The following is a 24,346-nucleotide window of genomic DNA, read 5'->3' as shown; positions in this document are numbered from 1 at the left end:
CGAACCCAGGGGGAGGGGTTCGGGACTGTCGGGATCGGGGATACAGGTACACGTCATCGGACTGCGGGTACAGCTCACCCGCTGCTGATCACCAGTTTAAGCACCTTCGGCCGAGTTCCGGGTGACACGCGTTCGGGTCGGGGTGATGAGCGCGACGTCGATCACCTCACCGACCAGGTATCGCGGACGGCCCTGCTTGTCCGGCTTACGGCGCGTGATCCGGCCAGTACGCGCCCAGGTCCGCACAGTGTTCGCGCTCAAGTCGCGGCCGAGCAGGCGCGGCAACGCGCGGGCGATCTCCGCGGCCGTGGCGAGCGTGTCGCGGGCGGCGTCGAGCAGTTCGGCGCGCAACGCCTCGACATCGTGCCGGGCATCGCACTCGCGACACCCCACGATCGCGCGCTCGGGAAGCGCGTACAGGTCGGCGCCACAGTCCGGACAGGGGCCGCAGTACACCCTGGCTGGTGGAAGGTCGACGGCGAGGCGCACGCGCTCGACGGCGTCGGTGATCTCGTCGACCAGCTCGCCGCCGGCAGGGTGGTCCTCGATCCACGACGGGTGTCGGCGCAGCCACTTCGCCATCTCGGGCACGGTGTCGTCCAGGTTGAGCGGGTCGAGCACCCACTCGGTCACCGGCTCGCCGTCGAGCGTGACCTCACCGGTGGAGACCTCGCGTCCAGGCCCGTTGGACTCCCACAGGTCGCGCACCCACGTCGACAACACGTTGCGTAAGTCGTCGCGCACCTCGGCCGCGCCCAGGTTGTACGGCAATCCGGTCTCGGCCGGGCGCGAGCCGATGCGGTTGCCGGTCCGGGTCTGCCGGGCGACCGTGTCGTCGAGGTCCGCCACCAGTTCGGGCAACTCGGCGAGCCGACCGTCGAGCCGGCCGAGGCACACGCCACAGACAGGGCGGTCACCGGTGGTCTCGTTGCTACAGCTCGGAACAGCGCACACACTCACCGGACAAACTTCACCCGTTTGGTGTCACCCCGCCCGGAAGTCGCAGGTAACCGGACGTCTAGTTGATCTCTCAGGTGGGCAATCAAGTCGTATTTGATAAAAAATGTCACCCCTAGGGACGGATCGCAAACCACTTAAGGAAAAATATCGTGGCGTCAGTTGCGTGGGTGAAGGACTTTGACGTTTACTGGAGCTCTGGGCCGGTACGTGATCACCACTGGGCATACCTCTCCGGCCCGAGGCATGCCCAGAAGGAGAGACGCCAATGTCGCCGAGACCACCGCCAAGGCTTACCCGAGATGGAGTCGCGGTCATGCTCGACCGTGGCGCGCTCGGCCTCGACGCCGTAGCGACGATGCTTGGGGCCAGTGCCCACGCCCAGTGGGCGAGGGCACTGGCTGGAACGTTCCGCCTGGTAGCACTGGCAATGCGCGGTTAGGAAGATGTCCCGCACGGCGGCGGTTGAGCGGGTGTAGCAGCACCCACGTGCTCAATCGCCGTTCGTGTCTTCGTACGGAACCAAGTTCCGTACTCTTATAGACTACGTTGTAGAATTCTGATCCGCAATCTTAATAGAACTTTGGTGTATCTCTGCTTTGGCAATTGTGCAAATTAGACCTGATTTCAAACTTCGCTTTTACTGTTTGCGTTCACAGTCTGGTTCCATACGTGATGCCCAATTACGTAGCGAGTTCGCAGAGGCTCTGAGGGCAGCTATAGTCGCTGGTCAGAGGTTTGTTGGGTAGAGTGTACGATTTTCCGTGTCTCCACCGTGAGGACGGCACGGGTGGTGAGGTTGGTCACCGTGACGTAGTTGCCTGGGGCTCCTCGTCGACCTGTGAGTGGTGTCCAAGCCCACAGTGGGCGGTCCTACCTTGTGCTCGTCGAGGGGAGGCGAACCTGTTCGACTACTCGTTCGTGTTTCAGGGCCACCCATCTCTTGACAACTTTTTGTCAAGTTTTCGTCCACTATTTGTCATAGCGCAGTAGGTGGTTTGTCGGGTCCGGGTTCCCGCAGCTGGGCAGGCCCGACAGGGGCAAGAGGCACTGTCCTGCGCAGGTCCACCGTCGGCCGGTGCGGATCGGCACGGTGAGCACGATCGGCTGCACCCAGAGGTCGCCGGTCCGGCGCCGACGCTCGCGGCGGGCGCGTTCGTAGGCGGTGTGGGCCTCGCGGCACAGGTCACACCTGCACCCGTGTTTCGCGTACCGCGGGTTCGTGCCATGCTCCGGCCGGATGCTCGGCGCCGGGTGGCCGTGCTGCTCGGCGAGCTGCTCGCGTTCGTCGACGTCGAGCCCGCCCCAGATGCCCCATGCTTCGCCAGCGGCGAGCGCGTCGCCGAGGCACTGCTCGCGCACGGGGCAGTCGGTGCAGATGGCGCGGCACTGGGCGGCCTCAGTCGGCGTGCGGGGGTCGATGAAGTCGAGTTCGAGCCGGCCGCGGCAGGCGGCTCGGGTGCGCCACTCCGGAAGTCGGATCATCGATCGGCCCGTGAGAGGGTGCTCTGTCTGGTCCAGGACAGCAGGCGGGGCAGGTTGGTGTCGGGGCCGAACGCGAGCAGGGTGCCGTCGACGGTGTGGCATCCGAGGTGTTCGGCGTAGGTCCAGCGGCGTTGGGAGTTGACGCGTCCCATGTGGACGCGCTTACTTCGGCCGAGCGCCTCAGCAGCCAGGCGGGCGGCGGCTGGCCCCAGCTTCCACGCTGTAGTGCCCCCGAGGAACAGCACGTCGAAGTCGGCCCATGGCACGGTGAGGTGTTCGAGTCCGTCCTGGGCGACCAGCGCCGCGGGGTAGCCGAGTGCGCAGATTGCTGGCAGGTGTGGCCGGGATCGGTCGAGGGTCGCGGCGGCGTCGCCGAGCACGTCCGGCGCGGTCGCCCACAGACACCGCTCGGCGTGCACGGCGTGCCGGCTGAGCCACGCACGCCAGCCGGCCGGGCCGGGGTAGCCCTTGCCAAAGCATCCGTTATCCGCTCCCCAGAGCACGCCGTCGAGTGGGGCGCGCCCCTCGGCGGGGGTGCAGATCTGGCCGATTTCGCCGGTACGCATGACTTCACGCACCCTCGGAGATGACGCGTTCGCGAGGTAGAGCACGGCGCGCCACCTCCATCACGACGAGGTACGCGCCGGTCACCCACACGGCCTTCACCAGCAGTTGGCCGCCGAGACTCGGTGCGGTAAACGGGAATCCGGTTACGAGCAGGAACACGACTGAGTCGGCGACCGCGCCCACGGCGCCCGATACCGCAACGGCGCGGCGATGACCACGCCGGCGCATCGGGGTGTAGACGGCCATGTCGAGTAACTCGGCGAGCAGGAACGCCACGCCGGACGCGAGGGCGATCCGGGCATCGGCGAACAGTGTCGACAGCCCGCACCCGAGCGCCACCAAGGCGACGGCGACCCGCATGCCGGCGGCATCCTGCACGGCATCGCGCACGGCGAGCGCGAGCCCGGCACCGTAGGTGCCTGCGGTGACCACGAGCCCGAACCCCGCGGGCACCAACCCGTAGACAGAGGTCGTCCAGTTCGCGAGCGTCACTGTGGCGAGGTAGGCGAGTCCGGCGAGCAGCACTCGGACCGACCGGCGAGGAGCGGCCGAGGGACTCGCCGAGCTGCTGGTCGCGTGCGCGCGGCGATGCCGGCGACCGGTCGCACCGTGCGGGTCTCGGCTCACGCTGCACCATGCCTGCTGGGAGCGGCGCCGATCATGGAGTAGTGCGCGCGCCAGGGCAGTTCGACGTGGCCGGTTTTGCCGTGTCGGTTCTTGGCGATGTCGATGCTGATCATGCCGTTGTATTCGCCCTTGCGTGGTCCGTCCTCGATGACCTGGCGGGCGAGCAGCATCACCACGTCGGCGTCTGCCTCGATCCCGCCGGACTCGCGCAGGTCGGCCAAGTTGGGTTTACCCCCGCGCCGGACGGTTTCCCGGTTGAGTTGGGCCGGTACGACCACCGCGGCGTCCAACTCGCGGGACAACACTTTGAGCGCGCGGGAGATGCCGGCGACCTGCTGCTCGCGGGGCTGGCTGCGGTCGGTCGAGAGCAGTTGGAGATAGTCGATGACGATCACGTCCAGGCCGGTGCGGCGCTTCTGGTTGCGGCACACCGTGCGGATGTACGGGATAGACAGGTCCGACTTGTCCACCACGAACAGCGCATAGTGCCGTGCCCGCTCGACGTACTCGTGCACCTTGCCCCACGAGTACGGGTCGAGGTCGCGTCGGGACACGTCCCGCATCTCGACTTGCGCGCCGGCGGACACGACTCGCCCGGTGACCTCGGCGGCGCCCATCTCGACGGAGAACACGATCGAGGGGTGGCCGGTGGCGGCGGCGTTCTCGGCGAGCTGGTGCGCGGCGATGGACTTTCCCTCACCGGGCCGGGCACCAACGATGTAGAGCCGCCCGCCGTGCAGACCGCCGGCGATCTGCTCGTTGACCTCCGGCCACGGCGTGGCGATGACCGGCGACCGGCTGCCGGCGGGGACCTGCTGCTCGGTGATGAACTGGTCGAGCAGGTCGCCGAACGCCTGCACATCGGCGTGCTCGGTCTGCTGCTCGTCGAGCTTGCTGAGCAGCTCGTAGGCCATCCCGATCGCCTGGGCGTAATCCTCGGCGAGGAACGCACGTTGCCGCACGGAGTCGGCGAACCCGACGATGCGGCGCATCCGTGCGTGGTGTCGCACCGTGGTCACGGCCTTCGGATACAGCCCGATGGTCGGCATGACGCCGTCGAGTTCGTCGAGTAGGCGTTTGACCGCGGGGTTGTCGGCCGGTTTGCCCTTGGCCGGGTTGCGGGTGGCGGCGATCAACGTTCGTTTCGTGATGGGCTCGTCGCGCTCACGCAGGGCGCGGGCCTCGGTCCAGAGTCGACCGATGTGGGTGTCCCAGAAGTCCTCGGGGGCGACGGTCGTGAGCGCGTCGTCGCGCAACGTGCGGGTGGTGATGGGCAGCAGCAGACTGGCGAGGTAGCGCTCTTCGTCGGCGGGGTTGAGTTCGGTCACGATGCGCTCCGAGCGGTCAGGCGGTCGAGGATCATGTCGCGGTGTGCGGTGATCCAGTCGCGGCAGGCGTTGGCGTGGAATTCCTCGACGGCGTCTCGGCCGGTGACGTCCAGCGGGAGGTCGGGCGGGTCGTAGTGCAGCCCGGTGCGTTCCTCGATCGGTTTCACCCGGCCGGCATGCCACTCGTCGCGGACCCACTCGACAACGCTCTCGGCTGTGTCCGGGGTGCCGTTTTCCCAGCAGCGGCCGTGTAGCCAGGTGGCGGCGTGCTTGATGTGTTCCGGCAGTCGGCCGTCGACCTCGGCGGCGTAACGCCGCACGCCGTCGGTGACGGTCTCGATGTTGGTGTGCTTGAGCGCGGTCGCGAACTTGCGGGACGCGGCGAGCTTGTCGACCTTGCGTGGGTACAACGTCCACCACGCTTCGAAGGCAGGCGTGTAGCTGGTGTTCGTCCGGGATGCCCGGCCAGCTTGGGACCGTTTGGCGTCCACGATGGACGATGCCAAGACGAGGGACATCGAGGGGGTGTCGAGGTGTGAGTCGCGTCGGTCTTCCTCACCAAGCGAAGCGCGGGTGAGGGAAGGAATGGGAGTTAAGGGAGTTCTAAGGGAGTTGTACCCCTGCTGACCTGCTGATGTAACGCTTCCTGGTGCGTTACAAGCGTTACTGTCCTGCGTTACCGCGTTACTGTCCTGCGTTACACCCGTGCCGCTGTAACGCTGGACTTCGGCGTTGGTAACGCTCGACTCGGGCGTGACGTCACGCTCTACTGTGGTGTTAGCGGAGCGCGTCGTTGTCCGCTCCCGCAACCGACGCACCCGCTCCCGGGTGGCCGCCCGGCGACGCTCCGCTCGCGTCTGCGTGACCGTGTCCGGGCCATGCTCATGGGTGAGGTTCAACCGCCAGCCGGAGGCGCCGTTGGATGCCGCCGCCCGCGCCAGCAGACCAGCCCGCTCCAACCGATCCACGGCTGTCTGGACTTCGCCCACCGTGGCGTGTACCTCGCGCGCGAGGGTCGCTGTGGACACGTAGATGTCGGTGCCGTCGTTGCGCGCGTAGGAGGCCATCACCACCAGTAGGTGATGGCCGAGCCGGTCGACCCGCCCGTGGTGCAGCAGGGTCGGAGCCTCGCGAGCCCACCTGATCGCGGCGAACCGTACCCGGCTCACCAGACATCACCCCCGAACGTCGTGTTCTCTGCTGCCCATGCCGCCCACTTCTGGTCCCAGTGCCGCTCGTTCGCCTTGCCGAGCACGATCAGCCGATCGACCAGCGCGCGGCACTCCTGCTCGTACTCGACGTCGGCACGGCCGGAGTCGAGCAGTTCGCCGAGCTCCACATAGGTCGCCATCAGCTCGCCGTACGGCCCGTCCTCACATCCGGCGGATGCCGTTGCCTGTCGGGCGTCTTCGATCGACAGACGAATGTCGACAGTGGACCGAGACAACGTGTTATCCGTTGCCACTTAACACCTCTTGATGCACTGCCGGACGGTTGATGATCACGTTGACCCCCTTTGGAAAGCGGCGAACGCGGGCGTGCTTCACCGCGCCCGCCACTTGTCAGTGATGGACTTCGTTTCGTGGTGGTGTTCCTTGTGGGTGCCGGAACGCTAAGCGTCAACCGACCGCGTTTTTTGCCCGTTTGGCAAGAAACGGGTACTTTACTCGATCGGCCTATCGCTCGACTTGGAGTGAGCGATCCACACCCGGTTGCGGCTGGCTCGTCGACTGCGCCGGCGACTGCGGTACTCGCCGCACGGCACGATCCGGCGACGAGCGGCCCAGATACCGAGCACGGACGGCAGGACGTTCGGCGAGTGCGCCTCGATGTCCTCGGGGATGCCGTTGCGGATGTCCTCGGCGGTGAACGGGCGTCCGTCAGCGACCAGGTCGGCGAGCACGGTCTCGGCGGCCTCGCGGTAGCGCCGGTGAACCGCGGTCGCTGCGGCCAGGTTCGCTGATTGTCCGGCGTGGCGGTCGGCGAACGCTAGGGCAAGCTGGTCGACGTGCTCGACCATGGCGGCGCCTCCCTTTCCCATAACGTCACGCGGACGTCGCGCACCCACGCGGCAAGAGTGGCCAGCAGGGCGCGGTGTGCCGCGGCCTCGATGGCGCGCTGCTCCGGCGGGCGGGTCTGCACCGCGGCGCAGGTCGGGCACTCCGGGCAACACGGAGCACACCCTTCCGGTTCGCAGCAGCCGGCGGATCGGTGCTCGCGGCAGCAGACGACCACCACACCGGTCGGCACGAGCGCCTTCGCGGTCATGAGGCGACCCCACGTAGCGCGGCGCGCAGGGTCGACAGCGACCGCTCGGCCCGCGTCGCCCGTGCCTTCCACGCCTCTCGCTCAATACTGATCTCGTCGAAGTCGGCGAGCCGGCGCATCACCTCGGCGAGCGTCACCTCGCCGAACTGGTCGACACCCGCAACGCTTGCAGCGCTGGCGGTGCGGTGCTTGTTCAGGTGCGGCCGGATGCTGTGCACGTTGTCCGAGGTGTAGTCGCAGTGCACGCACCCATAGACCGTGTTGCCGTCCTCCAACAGCAGCGTTCGGGTCTGCTGCCACAACACCGGCGAGCCGTTGCGGCTGCGCATGGGTGCCTCGGTCGGCTCGTCGGCGAGTACCTCCAGCCCGTTGACCACGGTCGCCGTCATCGGACGTCACCTGTCGGGGTCGCGGTCGGATGGTCGGCGTGGTCGTCCTCGACCAGGTCGGCGTCGAGCACCTCGTCGGCAACCCGGGGCACCTCGACCGGTGCCGGGTCCGCGGTGCCGTCCCGTGCCGCCCGTCGGTCCTCTGAACTGGTCGGTACCCACTTCTCCAGTTCGTGGACGGCGGTTTTGAGCCACATGGATTCTTCCCACGCTTGCCACGGTGAGTCCTCGCTGGTGGCGCCTCGGGACTTGGCCTTGTGTGCCATGACGGTCTCGCGGTTCATCATGACCACGCGCGAGGTACTGCCGTCGAAGAACTCGGCGTAGGCGTACACGCCGATCAGCTCACCCCGGTCGGCGAACCAATTCGGCTTGTGCCCCGGCCGGTCCATCACGTCCGGCGCGTACTCAAACGGGTCAGCCGCCCGAACGACTTCGGCCTTGACTGAGCGGACCGCGCCGGCCCGGTACATCCGTTCAATGACCCCTTGATACTGCTCGATCCCGACCACCTCGACCGTGTTGCGCTTGCGGTCGTTGAACGGCACGAGCGCGAACTGATCGGTTCCCGGGTCGTGCCCTAATCGCGCGCACTCCAACAGCGCGGCGAGGAACGACGCGGGGTTGCGCTCGGCCGCCTCGGCGAGCTTGACGTTACGTCTCAGCAAACCTTGCGAGAGTCGGACAAACGTTGTCGGCCGGAGATGGCTCGGGAGGACTTGCGCGAAGTCAGTGCGGTACTTCGCGATCAGGGCTTGCGCCCCGTTGTCACGTTGGGCAACGGCGGCGGTAACCGTCTGGCTCATGCTGCGGCGCTCACCTTCTGCGGCGTCATACGGATAGGAGACGGGCGCAGCGACGGCGGCCCGCCGGCGCGACCGGGCACCCGGATGGCGATCGACTCGCCGTCGACAACGGCCCGGCGGCCGGTGCCGAGCGCGTCCATGACCCGGGCGGTGGCCTGTTGCTTGGTCTGCTCGGCCTGCTTGTGGGCGGCGACCGCGGCCCGGTAGTGCTCGGCGAGCCCTGGCGCAATCTCGACCTCGACGTCGGCAATGTCCGGATGCAGGAGGCGAACCGCGCGATACGTGGCGCCGTGCGTGTCGATGTCGGGGCGCTCGTCGCGGTCGATCGTGTCGAGGAACTCGCGGCCGGCCGCGCGAAGCAGCTCGACCTCGTCGATGTTCCACTCGACGACGTACTCGCGGAACTCCAACCCCGAGGTCAGGACGGCGACGTGTCCGCGGGTCAGGCCGAGGGTGTCCAACTGCCAGAGAACTTGACACCGGTAGTGGATCGGTATCTCGCCGGTGCCCGGCTCGCCCCACTCACCCGGGTCGGTCGCGGTCTTGATCTCCAACACAGCGCGACCGGTCAACGCATGCAACAGCCGGTCCGGAGTCGCGATCTGCCACGGGCGGGCGCGGTTGGCCCAGGTGCCGGTCCGGCGCACCTTATACTCGGGGTGCTGCTCGGCGAACCAGGCGGCGACCACGGGTTCCAGCAGTCGGCCGCGGCGCAACACCTCGGTGTCGGGTTCGGGCGTGAGCACGCCTCGTTTCTCGTGCCAGAGAGAGAACGCGGACTGCCACGGGGACAGGCGGAGCACCGCGGCGATGTCCGAGGCGCCGAGGCTGGTCGATCGGGTAGTGACCCATTCGGGTGATCCGGGGGTGAAGGTGCCGAGGCGCACGGCGGCGCTCACGCGAGCACCTCTTTCCTCGTTTCCTTCTCGTCGGTCGCTTCGAACACGGCGTCGAACGGCACGTCGAGGTGCAGCATGGCGGCGGCGATGAACGGGTTGCCAGGTAGGCATTGGCCGTCGAGGACGCGGCCGATGGTGGACTGGGACACGCCGAGGCGCTTGGCCAGGGCGTACCGGGATCTCAGCCCCTTGGCTTCGGCGATCTTGTCGAGCGCATCCGGGCGGATGCGCACGTGTGCAGACATCAGGTCGGAACCCCCTACTGTGTCAGAGTTTCTGTCTACGGAACAGGCCCCCCGGCCGTGTGATCGACACTACGCAGATCAAACAGGCGTTTCAACGCTTGCGTACACGGAAGTACCAGGTAGAACGCAGAATCTCCACAGTTGGTTAACCCGAGTGGCCTACTTCCGCGTATGGAAGTATCATGCGACATGTGAGTGAAAACCCCTGGTCGAGATGGCTTTCCGGGCAGCTCGCCGACCGGGGGTGGCGGCCTACGGATTTGCACCAAAGGTCTGGTGTGCCCGCTAGCCGCATCTCTGACTGGATCGGTAAAGGCGTTCAACCGTCCATTGCGAACGCCCGAGCTGCCGCCAACGCGCTGGACGTCCCCCTCGTGACAGTCCTCGTGGCCGCCGGGGTGCTCACGCAACCCGAGGCACGCCAAGAACTTTCCCACTACACCGTGCGCGAGTTATGCGACGAGATAGACCTACGCTTCGCCGAACTAGCCGCCCATACGGGAGACCCGGAATTGATCAGGCGCGAACTGTCCGGCGCCGAGCTCACGCGTCCAGCCACCGAAGAGGAGCCCGGACACAAACACCCGCCGGGGTAGACCAATTCTGGTCTACCCCGGCGGGGATGCCCTGCGGAACACCATACGATTTCGTAAGTCGTTATTGTCTACGACCTGCGGATTTGAGAGGCTAGAACAGCGCTGGCGATCTCACGATTTCCAATCGTGCGCACTAGGCCACTATGCGAATCCTCCGTCGAAGAGGGTACCGGATGTGGCCGTGACCTCCCAAAACGGGGGGTGGTTCAGAGCTCGCTGACCCAGAAGGGCCGGACGCTCACCGTGCCGTTGGCGCCGGCGCAGGTGCGGGTGTCGTTGGCCTGCTGGGTCAGAGTGTAGCAGGCGTCGACGAAGTCGGGGTCGTCGGTCCACCAGCTGCCGGGCATGGCTTGCAGGATCGCGTTGACCAGGGGTTGGTAGGCGCCGGTGTCGGTGAGGTAGGCGAGGGCGGCGATGAGCGCCTGGGCCAGTTGCAGATAGTTGGTGTCGCCGTCGTCTTCCATGAACACTATGTCGGCCGCGTTGTACTTGTAGCGGTTCCAGTGGATGACCAGTTGGTTCGGGTAGTAGGTGGTGTTCTCGTCGTCGAGGTAGGGCATGTCGACGATGTCGGTGCGGGCGTCGCCGTTGAGGTCGAAGCCGCCGACCACGGCGAAGATCTCGGCCGCGCCCTTGAACCACGGTTCTTCCACGTCTTTGAAGCGGATGCTGGTGAGCTGGGTCGCCCAGTAGCCGCCTTGCGCGGTCAAGGCCGGGGCGGCTTTCCGGTGCCTGGCTGTTTCCCGGTCGATCACGGCCAGTCCGAGCCGGGTCGCGGTCTTCACGTCGACGTCGACGAACAACACCGGCTGCCGTGGGACGGTGGCTGTGGGCAGGGTCTCTGCCTTGCCGCCCGGTGCGTACGCCACGAACGTCTTGGCGTTGTCGTCGTTGGGGGTCGCGGCGACGAGGGGGGTGACGCCCTGGCGGAGCGCGTTGACCATGGTGGGGGAGCCCAGCCGTACCTCGGACAGCCGTGCGGCGCCCGCGGGCAGGCCTTTCGCGGCGAGCAGGTCGGCGTTGGCTTTGTCGATGACCGCGCCGAGCCGGCCACGGACATCCAGGGCGCGGACGTCGACCGGGGTGACCGGGGCCAGCTTCGTCAGGGTGTCGCGGACCGTGTGGTCGGTGAGTTCACCCGCCAGGGCACGCGCGAGGCCGTCGGTGATTCCGGAAATGGTGTTCGAATTCGCCGCGGCGGCGGTCGTGCCGCTGATTGTGACAGTGGAACTCGCGAGCACAAACGCGACTGCGACCGCGCGCAGGGATGTGATACGCATAGGGTTCCTTACGTCCTGGGTCAGGGACAACTCGAACTTTCCGCACCATCGGGCAATTCGCAACTGTCCAAATGGGTGCGATGCCTGCAATGGGAAAAAGTGAACGAGTAACATTGTCGCTATGCGCATCGCGTTCGCGGCTGACGACGAGAACGAGACCACGCGTGCCGTGGTGGCGTTCCTCGAACAGGACCACGAGGTCGTCCGGGTGGGCAGGTCGGACGCGTGGCCGGAGTTGGGCGCCGCGGTCGGCCGTGCCGTGGCGGGCGGTGACGCCGACTTCGGTGTCGCGATGTGCTGGACCGGGACGGGCATGTCGATCGCCGCGAACAAGGTGCCGGGTGTCCGGGCCGCGTTGGCCTGGGAGGCGTGGATCGCCGAGGGCGCGCGCAAGTGGAACGACGCGAATGTGTTGGCGCTCAGCCTGAAACGCCTCGCGCCGGCCGTCGCCGTCGAGGTGACCAGGACTTTCCTCAGCACCGACGCCGACCCGGACGAGGCCGCGAACATCGCACTGCTGGACTGATCGTCCACAATGGACAGCGTCAGGCGAAGCGTCGGATCACCCGGGCGAGCACGGCCGACACGATCAGCCAGAACAGCGCCGCGATCCCGTAGTTGACCAGCACGGACAGCTTGTGGTCGGCCGGCGTGAAGAGGTCCTTGAAGCCGAGCGCGACCGGGTCGGCCACGTCCGCGAAGAAGCTGGTGATCCCGTTGGCCGGGTTCGCGCTGCCGACCGTCAGGATCACGTGGATGACCAGGACGAGGGCGAAGGCCAGGCCGACCCACCGGACGACCCCGGCGACGACGCCCAGGACCTGGGCGCGCGCCTCGCCGGCACTGCGCCGGGGCCGCTCGTCGGACTCGGCATGCTGGGCCATGCAGAGCAGTCTGGCATGGCCCAGCCGGTTGCGCTACCTGTCGGTAACTTCGTGCCGACTAAGCGATGATCCGCGCGATGATCGATCCGACGACCAGCCAGAACACCGCGGCCAGTCCGTAGTTGAGGAGCACGTCGATGGGGAAGCTGCCGGTGGCGAACAGGCCGGGGAAGAACAAGGCGAGCGGCTCGGCCAGCGACCTGACGAACATGTAGAAGCCGTTCGCCGCGTTGGCGCCGAACAGGTTCAGCAGGATGAAGATCGCCTCGATCAACGCGAACAGCGCGGTGACTCCGAACACCACTCGTGCCGCAGTACCTCGGCCGTTCGACACGTGCCATCTGCGAGTAGTCATATTCATAGAGTTTCCGTGGCGCCGATCCGGAAACTACGCCGATCGGACCAATCTGTGCCCACCATGTGAGACACCTCCTTTACCGATCCCGGGGCCGGGTGGATATGGTGAGCCGGTGGCACGACTCAACCTCCTGCTTCGCTGCCGCGACGGGGCCTGACTCTGCGGACCGGCTCCCCGCCGCGGAGCTGAGTGTTGCCGCCGGTCGTAGTGCACACCGACCTCGAGCAGGAGATTCCCGGAGATGACCACCCACGACGACTACCGCCCGGCCGCTGGAAAGATTCGGCGCCCGGCCCGGCCCGCGCCCGCCGGCCAGGCCGACTGGAACGCCCAGCTGGGCACTTCGATGCCGTTCCACCGCTACCGACCGTTCGCCGACGTGGTCGAGGACGTGACGCTGCCCGACCGGACGTGGCCGGACCGCAGGATCACGGTGGCCCCGCTGTGGTGCGCGGTCGACCTGCGGGACGGCAACCAGGCGCTGATCGACCCGATGTCCCCGGCCCGCAAGCGGCGGATGTTCGAACTGCTGGTGCGGATGGGGTACAAGGAGATCGAGGTCGGCTTCCCGGCCGCGTCGCAGACCGACTTCGACTTCGTCCGCGAGATCATCACCGAGGACGCGGTCCCGGACGACGTCCGCATCCAGGTGCTGAGCCAGTGCCGGCCGGAGCTGATCGAGCGCACGTTCGAGGCGTTGCAGGGCGCGAAGAAGGCGATCGTCCACATCTACAACTCGACGTCGATCCTGCAGCGCCGCGTGGTGTTCCGCGAGGAGCGCGAGGGGATCAAGAAGATCGCCACGTCCGCCGCTGAGATGGTGGTCGAGCTGGCGGACAAGTACACCGACACGGACTTCCGTTTCCAGTACTCGCCGGAGTCGTACACCGGCACCGAACTGTCGTACGCGGCCGAGGTCTGCAACGCGATCACCGAGATCTGGCGGCCAACGCCGCAGCGGCCGGTGATCCTGAACCTGCCGGCGACCGTCGAGATGGCCACCCCGAACGTGTACGCCGACTCGATCGAATGGATGCACCGCAACCTGGAGCGGCGCGACTCGGTGATCCTGAGCCTGCACCCGCACAACGACCGCGGCACCGGCGTCGCCGCCGCCGAGCTGGGCTACCAGGCCGGCGCCGACCGGATCGAGGGCTGCCTGTTCGGCAACGGCGAACGGACCGGCAACGTCTGCCTGGTCACCCTGGGGATGAACCTGTTCAGCCAGGGCATCGACCCGCAGGTCGACTTCTCCGACATCGACGAGGTCCGGCGCACGGTCGAGTACTGCAACCAGCTGCCCGTGCCCGAGCGGCACCCGTACGGCGGCGACCTGGTGTTCACCGCGTTCTCCGGCAGCCACCAGGACGCCATCAACAAGGGTTTCGACGCCCTGCGGGACGCCGCCGAGAAGGCCGGCACGCCGGTGGACGCCTTCCCGTGGGAGGTCCCGTACCTGCCGATCGACCCGAAGGACATCGGCCGCACGTACGAGGCCGTGATCCGGGTGAACAGCCAGTCCGGCAAGGGCGGCGTCGCGTACGTCATGAAGACCGAGCACCAGCTGGAACTGCCGCGCCGGCTGCAGATCGAGTTCTCCGGCGCGGTGCAGCGGATGACCGACAGCGCCGGCGGCGAGGTCACGCCGCAGCAGATGTGGGACGTTTTCGCACAGGAGTACCTGTCCGCGGCGACACCGCTCGCGTTGCAGCGGCACAGGTTGTCGGACGACGGCCATGGGCACGACGAGATCGTCGCCGTGGTCGATGTGGAGGGTGACAGCCACGAGGTCACGGGCTCGGGGAACGGCCCGATCGCGGCCTTTGTGGACGCGTTGGCCAGCGTCGGCTATGACGTGCGAGTTCTGGACTACACCGAACACGCCCTCACCGCCGGTGATGACGCTCGCGCCGCCGCCTACGTGGAATGCGCGGTCGGCGAACGCGTGCTGTGGGGTGTCGGCGTGGACTCGTCGATCGTCACGGCCTCACTGCGGGCTGTGGTCTCGGCGATCGACCGGGCGCACCGGTAGCCGGTCAGACCCCGCGGACCGTACTCGACGACAGCGGTTGGGAAGCGTCCGGCACGGAGATCATGCCGGCGATTCCCAACCCGACCGCGATCAGGCCGGCGACCACACCGATGGCGGCCATCCCGCCGTCGGTGGCCCGGCCCTTGCGGGCCCGGATCACCCCGACCACCCCGAAGATCACCGCGGACGCGCCGAAAATGGTGGCGAGGAGACCGAAAAGCACAGTCAGCCCGAAGCCGACCCCGACAATGCCCAAGGCGAGCGCGGTGGTGGCGAAACCGTTGCGGAAGATCGGCGTTGCGGCCTGGTGCGGCCGGATCGCTGCGCTCATGGCGGCTCCCGTGCGGCGAGGCTGTCCGTCGATGGACACTTGCCCATAAATCGCCGTTATCCCAGACCGTGTTACCGGTTCGCCAGAACGTCAACCTATCGGCCTACCAGCCAAAACAGTAGGTACCGGGGTGATCGCGGTGAGTTGATCTGAATCGGTCAACCCGCCGCGCCTCCGCCGAGGTGAGGCACGCCACCCATGATGCCTGGGAAACTGGGTTGCCCTGGCTGGTGGTGGGATGGTCGGCTGACTCGTTGTGGAGCGCTACCGACGAACGTTGGCCCTGCCAGGTGTCCGCACGCTGATGATCCTGAACTTCTTCGCGCGCATACCCACGGCCGCCGTCGGCATGACGCTCACCCTGCACGTGGCGATCACCCTCGGCCGTGGCTACGGCGCCGCCGGGCTGGTCGGGGCCGCGGGGACGGTCGGGATCGCGCTGGGCGCCCCGGTGATGGGACGGATCGTCGACCGGTACGGCCTGCGGCCGATGCTCGTGCTCACCACCATCGGCGAGGCCGCGTTCTGGTTCACCGGCCCGTTCATGGCGTATCCGGTGCTGCTCGTGACGTCGTTCGTGGCCGGTGTGGTCACCATTCCGGCGATGTCCATCGGACGACAGGCGATCGCCGCGCTCGTCCCCGAGGATCAGCGGCGCACGGCGTACTCGCTGGACTCCGTGATGGTCGAACTGTGCTTCATGATCGGGCCGGTGGTCGGTGTCGCCCTGGCCACCCAGGTGTCCACAAAGGTCGCCATGATCGCGATCGCCGGCTCGGTGATCCTGGTCGGTGTCGCGCTGTACGTGGTGAACCCGGCGGTCCGCGGCACCGACGAGAAGACCGGTGAACCACGCCCACCACGGCGGGAATGGTTGACGCGCAAGATGATCGGCGTGCTCGTCTTCGGTCTGGGCGCGATCTTCGTGATCGCCGGGACCGAGGTCGCCGTCGTCGCCGTACTGCGGGCGCAGGGTGACGTCGAGTGGTCGGGCGCGGTGGTCGTGATCCTGTGCGTGGCTTCGCTGATCGGCGGCGTCGTGCACGGCGCTGTACGGAAGTCGTTGCCCCAGGTGGTTTTGATGGCGCTACTGGGTCTGCTGACGATCCCCGTGGTGTTCTTCGGCGGGCCGTGGTGGGTGATCGGGCTCGCGCTGGCGCCCGCGAGTGCGATGTGCGCGCCGATCATCGCGTCGACGGGCGAAGAGGTCAGCCGCCTGGCTCCAGTGGCGGTTCGGGGTGAGGCGACCGGGTTGCAGAGCTCAGCGTTCACCTTGGGGGCTTCGCTGGGGTCGCCGGTGATCGGGTTCGTGGTCGACCACACGTGGCCGAGCTTGGGTTTCGCGGCGGCCGGTGTGGGCGGACTGCTGGTCGCCGCCAGCGCGTTCGCCCTCACCCGAACGGATCAGTTGACCAGCGCCTCGGCGATCTCGTAGGTGTTGAGGGCCGCACCCTTGCGGAGGTTGTCCCCGCACACGAAGAAGTCCAACGTGTTCGGGAAGTCCAGCGCCTGGCGGACCCGGCCGACGTAGGTCGGGTCCTCGCCCACGACGTCCGCCGGGGTCGGGAACCGCATCGCCGCCGGGTCGTCCACCAGGACGATCGACGGCTGCGCGGCGAACACCTTGTGGGCGGCCTCAACCGTGACCGCATGCTCGAAGACCGCATGCACCGCGACCGAATGCGTTGTCACCACAGGAACCCGCACGCAAGTCGCGGACACCTTCAGGTCCGGGATGCCGAGGATCTTGCGGGACTCGTTGCGGACCTTCAACTCCTCCGACGTCCAGCCGTCGTCCTTGAGCGAACCGGCGAACGGCACCACGTTCATGGCGAGCGGCGCCGGGAACGGCGAGTCCGAAATGGGCAGTCCAGCCGCTTCGACGGCCTCCCGGACGTCCCCGGCGCGGACGCCGACCTGCTTGCCGTGCACCGCGTCCAGTTCGGCGTACAGCCGGTCGATCGCGGCCTGGCCACCGCCGGACGCCGCCTGGTACGAGGCCACAACCAGCTCAAGCAGGCCGAACTCACGGTGCAGCGCGCCCATCGCGGCCATCATCGACAACGTCGTGCAGTTCGGGTTCGCGATGATCCCCAGTGGCCGGTCGTGGATCTTGGCCACGTTCACCTCGGGCACAACCAGCGGCACGTCAGGGTTCATCCGGAACGCGCCCGAGTTGTCCACGGCCACCGCGCCACGCGCCGCCGCGATCGGCGCCCACTCCTTCGAGACCTCGTCCGGCACGTCGAACATGGCGATGTCCACGCCGTCGAACGCCTCCGGCGACAACGCCTGAACAGTCAGCTCCTGGCCGCGCACGGTCATCTTCCGGCCCGCCGACCGGGCCGACGCGATCAGCCGGACCTCGCCCCACGGGAACTGCCGCCGGGCGTCCATGATGTCGATCATCACTCCGCCGACCGCGCCCGTGGCGCCGACCAGCGCGAGAACCGGTGCCATCAGCGTCCACTCCCCGCGTACACGACTGCTTCCTCGTCCCCGCCAAGGCCAAACGCCTCGTGGATGGCCAGCACGGCCTCGTCGAGCTGGGTGTCCCGGATCAGGACCGAGATCCGGATCTCCGAGGTGTTGATGATGTCGATGTTCACCCCGGCCTTGGCCAGCGCCTCGCAGAACGTCGCCGTCACGCCAGGGTGCGACCGCATGCCCGCGCCGACCAGCGAGACCTTGCCGATGTGGTCGTCGTACAGGACCTGCTCGAAGCCCAGTTCGACGCGCACCTTCTCCAGCGCCGCGACCGCGACCGGGCCGTTGGACTTCGACAGCGTGAACGTGATGTCGGTCCGGCCCGAGTGGGTGGACGACACGTTCTGCAACACCATGTCGATGTCGATCTCGACGTCGGCGATCGTCCGGAAGATCCGGGCTGCCACCCCGGTCCGGTCCGGCACCCCGGTGACGGTGACCTTGGCCTCGGACCGGTCGTGGGCGACGCCGGTGATCAGTGCTTGTTCCACGGGGAGCTCCTCGATGGACCCTTGCACCACGGTGCCGGGCTTCTGGTTGAACGACGAGCGGACCCGGACCGGGACGTTGTACCGGCGGGCGTACTCGACGCAGCGCAGCATCAGCACCTTGGCGCCGCTGGCCGCCATCTCCAACATTTCCTCGTACGTGATCTGCTCAAGGTGACGCGCGTTGGGCACGATCCGCGGGTCGGCGGAGAACACGCCGTCCACATCGGTGTAGATCTCGCACACATCGGCGTTCAGCGCGGCCGCCAACGCCACCGCGGTGGTGTCCGTGCCGCCGCGGCCGAGCGTGGTGATCTCCTTGCTGTCCTGGCTGACCCCCTGGAACCCGGCGACGATCGCGATCGCGCCGTCGTCGAGCGCCTCCTGGATGCGGCTGGGGGTCACGTCGATGATCCGGGCGTTGCCGTGCGCGGCGGTCGTGATCACGCCGGCCTGCGAGCCCGTGTACGACCTGGCCTCCAGGCCCTGCGCGTGGATGGCCATGGCCAGCAGCGACATCGAGATCCGCTCGCCGGACGTGAGCAGCATGTCGAGCTCGCGGGCGGGCGGCACCGGGGCGACCTGGCCGGCGAGGTCGAGCAGCTCGTCGGTGGTGTCACCCATCGCCGACACGGCCACGACCACGTCGTTGCCCGCCTTCCTGGTGGCCACGATGCGCTCGGCGACCCGCTTGATCCGGTCGGCGTTCTCGACCGATGAACCGCCGTATTTCTGGACGACGAGCGCCACTGGGTCTGACCTCCTCCATCACGCGGCCTACGTCGAAAGGAGCCTACCCGCGACCGGTTACGTACCACGATCGTGATGTGCGGCCGCCCACTCCACGCCACACCGTTTAGCCTGGTCGCCGTGACCGCGACGGATGTGGCCGAACAGCCCGCCGTGGCCGACGAGACGCGGGACCGGCCGGCCCGCGCACCGTGGACCATCAGGCGGGTCGCGTTGCTGCTCGCGCCCGGGTTGATCTACCTGGGCGTCCGGGAGATCGGCCTGGTCGTACTGGCCTGGATGAGTGCGGAAACACACTTCCCGATCGGTGACGCGCTCACATCCTGGGACGGCCAGTGGTACCTGGGCATCGCCGCGGGCGGCTACGACACCGTGCCGCTGAACCTCGGCGACGCGTTCGGGCAGCGCAGCGCCGAGACCCCGCTGGCGTTCTTTCCCGGCTACCCCAAGCTGATCAACTACCTGGCCGCGCCCTTCGGCGGCGGTCCCGGCGCGCAGATGTTCTTCGCCTTCGCGATCACGGTCGTGGCCGGGGTGTTCTGCGCGTACGGCCTGAGCCGGATCGGGCGGAACGTGTCCGACGGCTCGTACCGGGTCGGCTTCGTGCTCGTCGCGCTGTTCTCCGTGGCGCCGATGAGCATCGTGCTGAGCATGACCTACTCGGAGGCGCTGTTCTGCGCGCTGGCCGCGTGGGCCCTGGTGGGTGTGCTGGAACGTAAGTGGATCATGGCCGGGTTGGCGTGCGCCGCCGCCGGGCTCGTCCGGCCCACGTCGATGGCGCTGGTGCTCGCGATCTGTGTCGCCGCGCTGGTCGCCGTGATCAAGCGGCGGGACGGCTGGCGACCGTGGATGTGCGGGCTCATCGCACCGGCCGGGATGCTCACGTACCTGGCGTGGGTCGGCGTCCGGACCGGTGACGCCCTGGGCTACTTCAAGCTGCAGCAACGCGGATGGGAGTCGCAGTTCGACGGCGGCCTGGCCACCTGGCGGTTCATGGTCGACTCGCTGACCCACCCGCTGTCCGTCCTGGAAGGCGTCACGATCGTGGTGATCCTCGCCGCGTTCGTGCTGCTGGTGATCGGGTTCCGGATGCGGCTGCCATGGCCGCTGATGCTGTACGGGATCGGTGTGCTGCTGATGGACGTCGGGTCGAACGGCATGATGGCCTCGAAGGCCCGGCTGCTGCTGCCGGCCTTCGTCCTGTTGATCCCCATCGCCGTCGCGCTGGCCAACCGGCGGACTTCGACCATGGTGCTCACGTTGAGCGGCCTGACGGTCGTCACCAGCTGGTTCGGCGCGTACGCGGTAACCGTGTGGAGCTACGCGATCTGATGCACCCCTTGATCGAGCAACGCTGGAGCCCGCGCTGGCTGGACGAGTCGTTCACGATCGGCGACGACGCCCTGCGCGCCCTCCTCGAAGCGGCCCGCTGGGCCCCGTCGTACGGCAACACCCAGCCGGCCCGTTACCTGGTCGGCCGCCGCGGCGACTCGACGTACCAGCGGATCTTCGAGACGCTGTCCCGGCGCAACCAGGGCTGGGCGTACACCGCCAGCGCGCTGCTGATGGGTATGGCGGCCACCACGAACGCCAAGGGCGAGCTGCCGAAATGGGAGTACGGCGTCGGCCTGGCCACCGAGAACCTGGTGCTGCAGGCCGTGGCCGAGGGCCTGGTCGCCCACCAGATGGGTGGGTTCAACGCGGAGGCCGCCCGGATCCTGTTCCAGCTGCCCCCGGACGTCCAGCCGTTGATCGTGGTCGCGGTCGGCAAGCTCGGCCCGCGCGACACCATCCCGGACCACCTGCGAGACCGGGAACTGGCCGAACGCCACCGACTGCCCCTCGCCGAGATCGCCTTCACCGGCGCGTGGGGACAGCCGACATTTCCGGGTTGACCTGGGCCTCGATCGCGTCGTAGTAGGTCGCCAGCCGGCCGTACACGCCGGGGTAGCCGGCCATCGCGCACCCACGTCCCCACGACGTGTCGCCGATGAGCCTGCCACCGGAGATCAACGGGCCGCCGGAATCACCCTGACAGGTGTCGACCCCGCCGTTCTGGTAGCCGGCGCAGACCATGGCCGTGCTGAGGTACGTCTGGCCGTACGCCGCCCGGCAGGCCGCGTCCGTGGTGATCGGCACAGTGCCCTTCACCAGGTACCGAGAGGCCGAGCCGCTTGAACTGACCGCCCCCCACCCCAGGATCGTGGCCATCGTGTTGGGCGCGTACAACGCGGTGTCCTGAGGCGCGGCCAGCGGGACGTACGGGCCTGGCAGGCGTGTACTGAGCGTGACCACGGACACGTCGTAACCCCGCATGGAGCTCGTGAACCTGGGATGAACCCAGATGTCCCTGACACCGGCCACCACACCATCGGTGCCCAGCTTGTCCTCCCGGTCCCAGACCACCCAGGCGTTCGCCGTGCTCCGGCCGCTCACGCAGTGCGCGGCCGTGACCACCTTGTCCGCGCCGACCAGGGAACCGCCACAGAACTGGAACCCGGACCGGTCGACCAGGTAGACGGCGAACGGGTAGTCCTCGACGCGCACCCGCGAGCCGCCAACCACCATCGGCACCGAATCCGCCCAGGCCAGCGGGCTGCCCACGACGAACAACGTGGCCACCAGCAAGGCGCCGAGTCTCATGGGTACACTGAACACGGACCTCGCGCGGTGTGCATCTCGTGAACCTCCCCAGGGCCGGAAGGCAGCAAGGATAAGCGGGCTCTGGCAGGTGCGCGGGGTCCCCTGGCCTCTGGCCGACCCTGCTCGGTTCCTTCGCAGCCTCGCTGGGTCGGCCAGGATTATTTTGGGGGGCCGAGCCCCCCAAACCCCCCACGTGCGGCTTCGCCGCCTCGCTCACCAGCCCGATCGGCTGAAGTCCGCACGAACGGACCGTTCGCCCGGTCTGACCCTGCCTACACCCCCAGTTGATCTTGCCCTCTCGATACGCTGGTGTCGGGGTCGCCCCCCTGGGAGTGGCGGGGGCTGCCCTGGGTTTGGCGGGTTGTTTTTCGGTTGGGCGCGGGCCGGTCCTGGAGTGTCGGTGGGTCACAGTAGGGTTGATGTGTGGCGCTCGCGCTTTATCGCAAGTACCGGCCGGCGACCTTTGCTGAGGTGGTCGGGCAGGAGCACGTCACCGAACCGCTTCGCACCGCTTTGTCCGCTGGGCGGGTCAACCACGCGTACCTTTTTTCTGGGCCGCGGGGGTGTGGGAAGACGTCCAGTGCTCGGATCATGGCTCGGTCGCTCAACTGCGCGCAGGGGCCTACTCCGGAGCCGTGCGGCGAGTGTGAGTCGTGTATTTCGCTGGCTCCGGAGGGGCCGGGCAGTGTCGATGTCGTCGAGTTGGACGCGGCCAGCCATGGTGGCGTGGACGACACGCGTGAGCTGCGAGACCGGGCGTTCTTCGCGCCCGCCATGTCGCGGTACCGGGTGTTCATCATCGACGAGGCGCACATGGTCACCACGCAGGGTTTCAACGCCCTGCTGAAGATCGTGGAGGAGCCGCCCGAGCACCTCATCTTCATCTTCGCGACGACCGAGCCGGACAAGGTCCTGGCGACCATCCGCTCCCGCACCCACCACTACCCGTTCCGGCTGATCCCGCCGGGGATCATGCGTGAGCTGCTGGAACGCAACTGTGCCGCGGAGGGGGTCGCGGTCGAGCCCGCGGTGTTCCCGTTGGTGATCCGGGCGGGCGGCGGTTCGGCGCGCGACACCCAGTCGGTGATGGACCAGCTGCTGTCCGGGGCCGGGCCGAACGGGGTGACCTACGACCGCGCGGTGGCGTTGTTGGGGGTCACGGATGTCGCGCTGATCAACGACATGGTGGACGGGCTCGCGGCCGGTGACGCGGCCGCTGTCTATGGCACGGTCGAGCGGCTGGTGGATGCCGGGCACGACCCGCGGCGGTTCGCGTCGGACTTGCTGGATCGCTTGCGGGACTTGGTGTTGCTGCGGGCGGTGCCGGATTCGGGCGCGCGCGGCCTGGTGAACGTGCCGGCCGACGAGCTGACCCGGATGACCGGCCAGGCCGAGAACCTCGGTCCGGCCACGCTGTCCCGGTTCGCCGAGATCGTCCACACTGGACTGGTCGAGATGCGCGGGGCCACGTCGCCGCGGCTGGTCCTTGAGCTGCTGTGCGCGCGGATGCTGTTGCCCGCCGCGGTGCCGACCGACGCCGCCATCGACTCCGCTGTGCTGCAACGCCTTGAGAGCCTTGAGAAACGCGGACCGGCCACGGTGGCCGCGCACGAGCCGGCGCCCGCCGCCCCGGCACCCCGCCGGGCCCCCACACCGACGCCGACCCCCGAGCCGCGACCGACTCCTGAGCCGCGACCGGAGCCGAAGCCCGAGCCCGCCGTGGTCGACGAGACGCCGCCGGCGCCCGAGCCGGAACCCGTCGCGCCACCGCCACCGGCGGAGCCGGGTGCGATGGACGCGGCCGCGGTCCGGCGGATCTGGCCGGACCTGCTCGCCGAAGTACGCCGCCAGCCGGGTGGCCGCAGCACGGAAGCCATGCTCACCAACGCGACTGTGCAGGAGATCGACGGCGACACAGTCGTGATCGGGCACGCCGCCGCGCCGCTGGCCCGCCGGCTGGCCGAGGCCAGGAACATGGACCTGGTCGCCGAGGCGTTGACCAACGTGATCGGCGGCAAGTGGCGGGTCAAGTGTGTGCACGCCGGACCAGCCGCGGCGCCCGCGCAGGCGCCGCCCGCTCCCCGGCCGCAGCCGACCAGGCCGAGCCGGCCGGCGCCGACCCCTTCGGCCGCGGTGGAACCACCCCGGCGCGAGGCCCCGAGGCCGGCGGTGGACCACGACGAGATTCCGCCGCCGCCGGAGCCGCCCGAGCCCGACGACCCTCTCCCGCCGCAGACCGAGGCGGAGGCCGAGGAGGAGATGCTCGCCGAAGCGTCCCAGGAGCCCGGCGACGGCGAACGGGTCGCGGCCAAGGACCCGGAGGAGATCGCGATCGACCTGCTCACCCAGGAACTGGGTGCGAAGCGGATCTAGCGGGGCTCAGTGGGGGGATCGTCGCCGGTGACCAGCGGGCGTTGGGCCCAGGCGACGTCGTGCCACCTGTTGTGCTTCCAGCCGATCCGCCGGTACGTGCCGACCGGCTCGAAACCCATGGCCTTGTGCAGGCCGACACTGGCATCGTTGGGCAGGGTCATGCCGGCGACGGCAGTCCGGAAGCCACGTTCCGCCAAGCGCTCGAACAATGCTGTGTAGAGCGTGCGGCCGCCGCCCGCACGGCGCCGACCCTGTTGCAGGTACACGCTGACCTCGCACGACCACCGGTACGCGGCGCGCGCCTTGAAGGGGCCACCGTAGGCGTACCCGACGACGTCACCGGCGTCCTCCAGGACAAGCCACGCGTGCGTTGTCGCGACGGAGTTGATGCGCGCGGCCATTTCCGCTGGTGACGGCGGGTCCAGTTCGAACGTGATGGCGGTGTCGGTGACGTATGGCGCGTAGATCGCCGCACACGCGGCGGCGTCGTCCACCGACGCGTCTCGGACCTTCATGGTGACGATAGTAGCCATAACTGACGTTATAGTGTCCA

General features: G+C 68.0%; 28 protein-coding genes and 1 other RNA gene. 8 read left to right on the top strand and 21 right to left on the bottom strand.

The window, feature by feature from the left end; all coding sequences use genetic code 11:
• Positions 1 to 96: 96 nt before the first annotated feature.
• From EV192_RS00700 to EV192_RS00640, 13 genes are all read right to left on the bottom strand, one after another.
• Entirely contained in the window at positions 97 to 897 is an 801-nt protein-coding gene (locus EV192_RS00700; protein WP_132110091.1) for a hypothetical protein, read from the bottom strand.
• A 1,032-nt stretch (positions 898 to 1,929) separates the two neighbouring features.
• Positions 1,930 to 2,442 (bottom strand): WhiB family transcriptional regulator, encoded by a 513-nt coding sequence (locus EV192_RS00695; protein WP_132110089.1) that lies wholly within the window; start codon positions 2,440 to 2,442, stop codon positions 1,930 to 1,932.
• Positions 2,439 to 3,008: a hypothetical protein gene (locus EV192_RS00690; protein ID WP_207925847.1), complete on the bottom strand. Its 570-nt coding sequence runs from the start codon at positions 3,006 to 3,008 to the stop codon at positions 2,439 to 2,441. The genes EV192_RS00695 and EV192_RS00690 overlap by 4 nt, the downstream gene beginning before the upstream one ends.
• A gap of 4 nt (positions 3,009 to 3,012) precedes the next feature.
• Positions 3,013 to 3,636: a VUT family protein gene (locus EV192_RS00685; RefSeq protein WP_207925846.1), complete on the bottom strand. Its 624-nt coding sequence runs from the start codon at positions 3,634 to 3,636 to the stop codon at positions 3,013 to 3,015.
• Positions 3,633 to 4,964, bottom strand: coding sequence for a replicative DNA helicase (locus tag EV192_RS00680; RefSeq protein ID WP_132110085.1), 1,332 nt, complete (start codon positions 4,962 to 4,964; stop codon positions 3,633 to 3,635). The genes EV192_RS00685 and EV192_RS00680 overlap by 4 nt, the downstream gene beginning before the upstream one ends.
• Complete coding sequence (locus EV192_RS00675) at positions 4,961 to 6,133, bottom strand: helix-turn-helix domain-containing protein (protein WP_132110083.1); 1,173 nt, start codon at positions 6,131 to 6,133, stop codon at positions 4,961 to 4,963. The genes EV192_RS00680 and EV192_RS00675 overlap by 4 nt, the downstream gene beginning before the upstream one ends.
• Positions 6,130 to 6,429 (bottom strand): hypothetical protein, encoded by a 300-nt coding sequence (locus tag EV192_RS00670; RefSeq protein WP_132110081.1) that lies wholly within the window; start codon positions 6,427 to 6,429, stop codon positions 6,130 to 6,132. The genes EV192_RS00675 and EV192_RS00670 overlap by 4 nt, the downstream gene beginning before the upstream one ends.
• 198 nt (positions 6,430 to 6,627) lie before the next feature.
• A complete protein-coding gene (locus tag EV192_RS00665) occupies positions 6,628 to 6,984 on the bottom strand; it encodes a hypothetical protein (RefSeq protein ID WP_132110079.1) in 357 nt (118 codons plus the stop codon).
• On the bottom strand, positions 6,954 to 7,232 hold the full coding sequence (locus EV192_RS00660) for a hypothetical protein (RefSeq protein ID WP_132110077.1): 279 nt from the start codon (positions 7,230 to 7,232) through the stop codon (positions 6,954 to 6,956). The genes EV192_RS00665 and EV192_RS00660 overlap by 31 nt, the downstream gene beginning before the upstream one ends.
• A complete protein-coding gene (locus EV192_RS00655) occupies positions 7,229 to 7,621 on the bottom strand; it encodes a hypothetical protein (protein ID WP_132110075.1) in 393 nt (130 codons plus the stop codon). Before EV192_RS00655 ends, EV192_RS00660 begins: the two co-directional genes overlap by 4 nt.
• Positions 7,618 to 8,427, bottom strand: coding sequence for a recombinase RecT (locus EV192_RS00650; protein WP_132110073.1), 810 nt, complete (start codon positions 8,425 to 8,427; stop codon positions 7,618 to 7,620). The genes EV192_RS00655 and EV192_RS00650 overlap by 4 nt, the downstream gene beginning before the upstream one ends.
• Positions 8,424 to 9,326: a YqaJ viral recombinase family nuclease gene (locus EV192_RS00645; RefSeq protein WP_165960154.1), complete on the bottom strand. Its 903-nt coding sequence runs from the start codon at positions 9,324 to 9,326 to the stop codon at positions 8,424 to 8,426. The genes EV192_RS00650 and EV192_RS00645 overlap by 4 nt, the downstream gene beginning before the upstream one ends.
• Positions 9,323 to 9,571 (bottom strand): helix-turn-helix domain-containing protein, encoded by a 249-nt coding sequence (locus EV192_RS00640; protein WP_132110069.1) that lies wholly within the window; start codon positions 9,569 to 9,571, stop codon positions 9,323 to 9,325. The genes EV192_RS00645 and EV192_RS00640 overlap by 4 nt, the downstream gene beginning before the upstream one ends.
• Positions 9,572 to 9,945: 374 nt before the next feature.
• On the opposite strand from EV192_RS00640, the gene EV192_RS00635 reads away from it, so the two are divergent.
• The gene (locus EV192_RS00635; protein WP_132110067.1) at positions 9,946 to 10,167 is read left to right on the top strand and encodes a hypothetical protein; all 222 of its coding nucleotides are present in this window, start codon (positions 9,946 to 9,948) and stop codon (positions 10,165 to 10,167) included.
• A 206-nt stretch (positions 10,168 to 10,373) separates the two neighbouring features.
• On the opposite strand, the gene EV192_RS00630 is transcribed toward EV192_RS00635, so the two are convergent.
• Complete coding sequence (locus EV192_RS00630; protein WP_165960153.1) at positions 10,374 to 11,447, bottom strand: DUF3103 family protein; 1,074 nt, start codon at positions 11,445 to 11,447, stop codon at positions 10,374 to 10,376.
• A gap of 121 nt (positions 11,448 to 11,568) precedes the next feature.
• Here EV192_RS00630 and EV192_RS00625 point away from each other — a divergent pair, with 121 nt between their 5' ends.
• Entirely contained in the window at positions 11,569 to 11,973 is a 405-nt protein-coding gene (locus tag EV192_RS00625) for an RpiB/LacA/LacB family sugar-phosphate isomerase (RefSeq protein ID WP_132110063.1), read from the top strand.
• A 19-nt stretch (positions 11,974 to 11,992) separates the two neighbouring features.
• Here the strand turns inward: EV192_RS00625 and EV192_RS00620 are convergent, their stop codons facing one another.
• Both EV192_RS00620 and EV192_RS00615 read right to left on the bottom strand, forming a co-directional pair.
• Entirely contained in the window at positions 11,993 to 12,331 is a 339-nt protein-coding gene (locus EV192_RS00620) for a hypothetical protein (protein ID WP_132110061.1), read from the bottom strand.
• Between the two features lie 58 nt (positions 12,332 to 12,389).
• Positions 12,390 to 12,686: a hypothetical protein gene (locus EV192_RS00615; protein WP_132110059.1), complete on the bottom strand. Its 297-nt coding sequence runs from the start codon at positions 12,684 to 12,686 to the stop codon at positions 12,390 to 12,392.
• 244 nt (positions 12,687 to 12,930) lie between these two features.
• Between EV192_RS00615 and leuA the strand changes: the two genes are divergently transcribed.
• Positions 12,931 to 14,721 carry a 2-isopropylmalate synthase gene (leuA, locus tag EV192_RS00610; protein WP_132110057.1) on the top strand — a complete coding sequence of 597 codons (1,791 nt, stop codon included), beginning with the start codon at positions 12,931 to 12,933 and terminating at the stop codon, positions 14,719 to 14,721.
• A gap of 4 nt (positions 14,722 to 14,725) precedes the next feature.
• Here leuA and EV192_RS00605 read toward each other — a convergent pair whose 3' ends face one another.
• Entirely contained in the window at positions 14,726 to 15,052 is a 327-nt protein-coding gene (locus EV192_RS00605) for a DUF4190 domain-containing protein (RefSeq protein WP_132110055.1), read from the bottom strand.
• A gap of 277 nt (positions 15,053 to 15,329) precedes the next feature.
• On the opposite strand from EV192_RS00605, the gene EV192_RS00600 reads away from it, so the two are divergent.
• Complete coding sequence (locus EV192_RS00600) at positions 15,330 to 16,487, top strand: MFS transporter (RefSeq protein ID WP_243726552.1); 1,158 nt, start codon at positions 15,330 to 15,332, stop codon at positions 16,485 to 16,487.
• On the opposite strand, the gene EV192_RS00595 is transcribed toward EV192_RS00600, so the two are convergent.
• Positions 16,457 to 17,512 (bottom strand): aspartate-semialdehyde dehydrogenase, encoded by a 1,056-nt coding sequence (locus EV192_RS00595; RefSeq protein ID WP_132110053.1) that lies wholly within the window; start codon positions 17,510 to 17,512, stop codon positions 16,457 to 16,459. The genes EV192_RS00600 and EV192_RS00595 overlap by 31 nt on opposite strands.
• Complete coding sequence (locus EV192_RS00590; protein WP_132110051.1) at positions 17,512 to 18,777, bottom strand: aspartate kinase; 1,266 nt, start codon at positions 18,775 to 18,777, stop codon at positions 17,512 to 17,514. The genes EV192_RS00595 and EV192_RS00590 overlap by 1 nt, the downstream gene beginning before the upstream one ends.
• Positions 18,778 to 18,897: 120 nt before the next feature.
• On the opposite strand from EV192_RS00590, the gene EV192_RS00585 reads away from it, so the two are divergent.
• Positions 18,898 to 20,109 (top strand): hypothetical protein, encoded by a 1,212-nt coding sequence (locus EV192_RS00585; RefSeq protein WP_243726551.1) that lies wholly within the window; start codon positions 18,898 to 18,900, stop codon positions 20,107 to 20,109.
• Complete coding sequence (locus tag EV192_RS00580) at positions 20,109 to 20,672, top strand: nitroreductase family protein (protein ID WP_132110049.1); 564 nt, start codon at positions 20,109 to 20,111, stop codon at positions 20,670 to 20,672. The genes EV192_RS00585 and EV192_RS00580 overlap by 1 nt, the downstream gene beginning before the upstream one ends.
• Here EV192_RS00580 and EV192_RS00575 read toward each other — a convergent pair.
• Entirely contained in the window at positions 20,635 to 21,420 is a 786-nt protein-coding gene (locus EV192_RS00575) for a S1 family peptidase (protein WP_132110047.1), read from the bottom strand. The two genes, EV192_RS00580 and EV192_RS00575, sit on opposite strands and share 38 nt — an antisense overlap.
• Positions 21,421 to 21,432: 12 nt before the next feature.
• On the opposite strand from EV192_RS00575, the gene ffs reads away from it, so the two are divergent.
• Both ffs and EV192_RS00565 read left to right on the top strand, forming a co-directional pair.
• An RNA gene (gene ffs / locus EV192_RS00570) (signal recognition particle sRNA small type) lies at positions 21,433 to 21,527 on the top strand.
• Positions 21,528 to 21,843: 316 nt separating this feature from the next.
• Positions 21,844 to 23,793 (top strand): DNA polymerase III subunit gamma and tau, encoded by a 1,950-nt coding sequence (locus EV192_RS00565; protein WP_132110045.1) that lies wholly within the window; start codon positions 21,844 to 21,846, stop codon positions 23,791 to 23,793.
• Here EV192_RS00565 and EV192_RS00560 read toward each other — a convergent pair.
• Positions 23,790 to 24,308 (bottom strand): arsinothricin resistance N-acetyltransferase ArsN1 family B, encoded by a 519-nt coding sequence (locus EV192_RS00560; protein ID WP_207925845.1) that lies wholly within the window; start codon positions 24,306 to 24,308, stop codon positions 23,790 to 23,792. The genes EV192_RS00565 and EV192_RS00560 overlap by 4 nt on opposite strands.
• Positions 24,309 to 24,346 lie beyond the last annotated feature (38 nt).

The sequence above is a fragment of the Actinocrispum wychmicini genome, from assembly GCF_004345645.1.
Classification (GTDB): Bacteria; Actinomycetota; Actinomycetes; order Mycobacteriales; family Pseudonocardiaceae; genus Kibdelosporangium; species Kibdelosporangium wychmicini.
This window is presented reverse-complemented; position numbering and strand designations above follow the sequence as displayed.

Bases quoted from the DNA above. Each gene is read 5' to 3' on its own strand.
- EV192_RS00695 (WP_132110089.1), bottom strand. From the start codon at position 2,442: ATGATCCGACTTCCGGAGTGGCGCACCCGAGCCGCCTGCCGCGGCCGG.
- EV192_RS00690 (WP_207925847.1), bottom strand. From the start codon at position 3,008: ATGCGTACCGGCGAAATCGGCCAGATCTGCACCCCCGCCGAGGGGCGC.
- EV192_RS00665 (WP_132110079.1), bottom strand. From the start codon at position 6,984: ATGGTCGAGCACGTCGACCAGCTTGCCCTAGCGTTCGCCGACCGCCAC.
- EV192_RS00660 (WP_132110077.1), bottom strand. From the start codon at position 7,232: ATGACCGCGAAGGCGCTCGTGCCGACCGGTGTGGTGGTCGTCTGCTGC.
- EV192_RS00655 (WP_132110075.1), bottom strand. From the start codon at position 7,621: ATGACGGCGACCGTGGTCAACGGGCTGGAGGTACTCGCCGACGAGCCG.
- EV192_RS00650 (WP_132110073.1), bottom strand. From the start codon at position 8,427: ATGAGCCAGACGGTTACCGCCGCCGTTGCCCAACGTGACAACGGGGCG.
- EV192_RS00640 (WP_132110069.1), bottom strand. From the start codon at position 9,571: ATGTCTGCACACGTGCGCATCCGCCCGGATGCGCTCGACAAGATCGCC.
- EV192_RS00630 (WP_165960153.1), bottom strand. From the start codon at position 11,447: ATGCGTATCACATCCCTGCGCGCGGTCGCAGTCGCGTTTGTGCTCGCG.
- EV192_RS00625 (WP_132110063.1), top strand. From the start codon at position 11,569: ATGCGCATCGCGTTCGCGGCTGACGACGAGAACGAGACCACGCGTGCC.
- EV192_RS00620 (WP_132110061.1), bottom strand. From the start codon at position 12,331: ATGGCCCAGCATGCCGAGTCCGACGAGCGGCCCCGGCGCAGTGCCGGC.
- EV192_RS00615 (WP_132110059.1), bottom strand. From the start codon at position 12,686: ATGACTACTCGCAGATGGCACGTGTCGAACGGCCGAGGTACTGCGGCA.
- leuA (WP_132110057.1), top strand. From the start codon at position 12,931: ATGACCACCCACGACGACTACCGCCCGGCCGCTGGAAAGATTCGGCGC.
- EV192_RS00605 (WP_132110055.1), bottom strand. From the start codon at position 15,052: ATGAGCGCAGCGATCCGGCCGCACCAGGCCGCAACGCCGATCTTCCGC.
- EV192_RS00595 (WP_132110053.1), bottom strand. From the start codon at position 17,512: ATGGCACCGGTTCTCGCGCTGGTCGGCGCCACGGGCGCGGTCGGCGGA.
- EV192_RS00580 (WP_132110049.1), top strand. From the start codon at position 20,109: ATGCACCCCTTGATCGAGCAACGCTGGAGCCCGCGCTGGCTGGACGAG.
- EV192_RS00575 (WP_132110047.1), bottom strand. From the start codon at position 21,420: ATGAGACTCGGCGCCTTGCTGGTGGCCACGTTGTTCGTCGTGGGCAGC.
- EV192_RS00560 (WP_207925845.1), bottom strand. From the start codon at position 24,308: ATGAAGGTCCGAGACGCGTCGGTGGACGACGCCGCCGCGTGTGCGGCG.